Below are 288 nucleotides of genomic sequence, written 5' to 3' on the forward strand. Positions count from 1 at the left end.
GTTACGTCAACAGCCGAGTGAATTTAAAGCACCTCTTCTGTGAAGTAGACCTCGCCCTCATGCCCTCAAGAACAGAGGGTTTCGGTTTAACAGGTCTTGAGGCCCTATCAGCTGGTCTGCCTGTGCTAGTGAGTCGCAACTCAGGGTTTGGCCAAGCCCTAAGCAAAGTACCATTTGGAAAGTCATACGTTATTGATTCAGAAGAACACGAAGTGTGGGCTGCTGCCATCACTGAAATCTGGAATAAAGACAGGGAGGAGCGGTTAGATGAGGCTGACACTTTGCGCG

General features: G+C 49.7%; 1 protein-coding gene. It reads left to right on the plus strand.

Going from position 1 to position 288, the window contains the following annotated elements:
- Nucleotides 1-288, plus strand: a 288-nt coding sequence (locus tag ACYQ78_RS39430; RefSeq protein ID WP_459806110.1) for a glycosyltransferase, incomplete at both ends; no start/stop codon positions are given.

Source organism: Herbidospora sp. RD11066 (genome assembly GCF_054661255.1).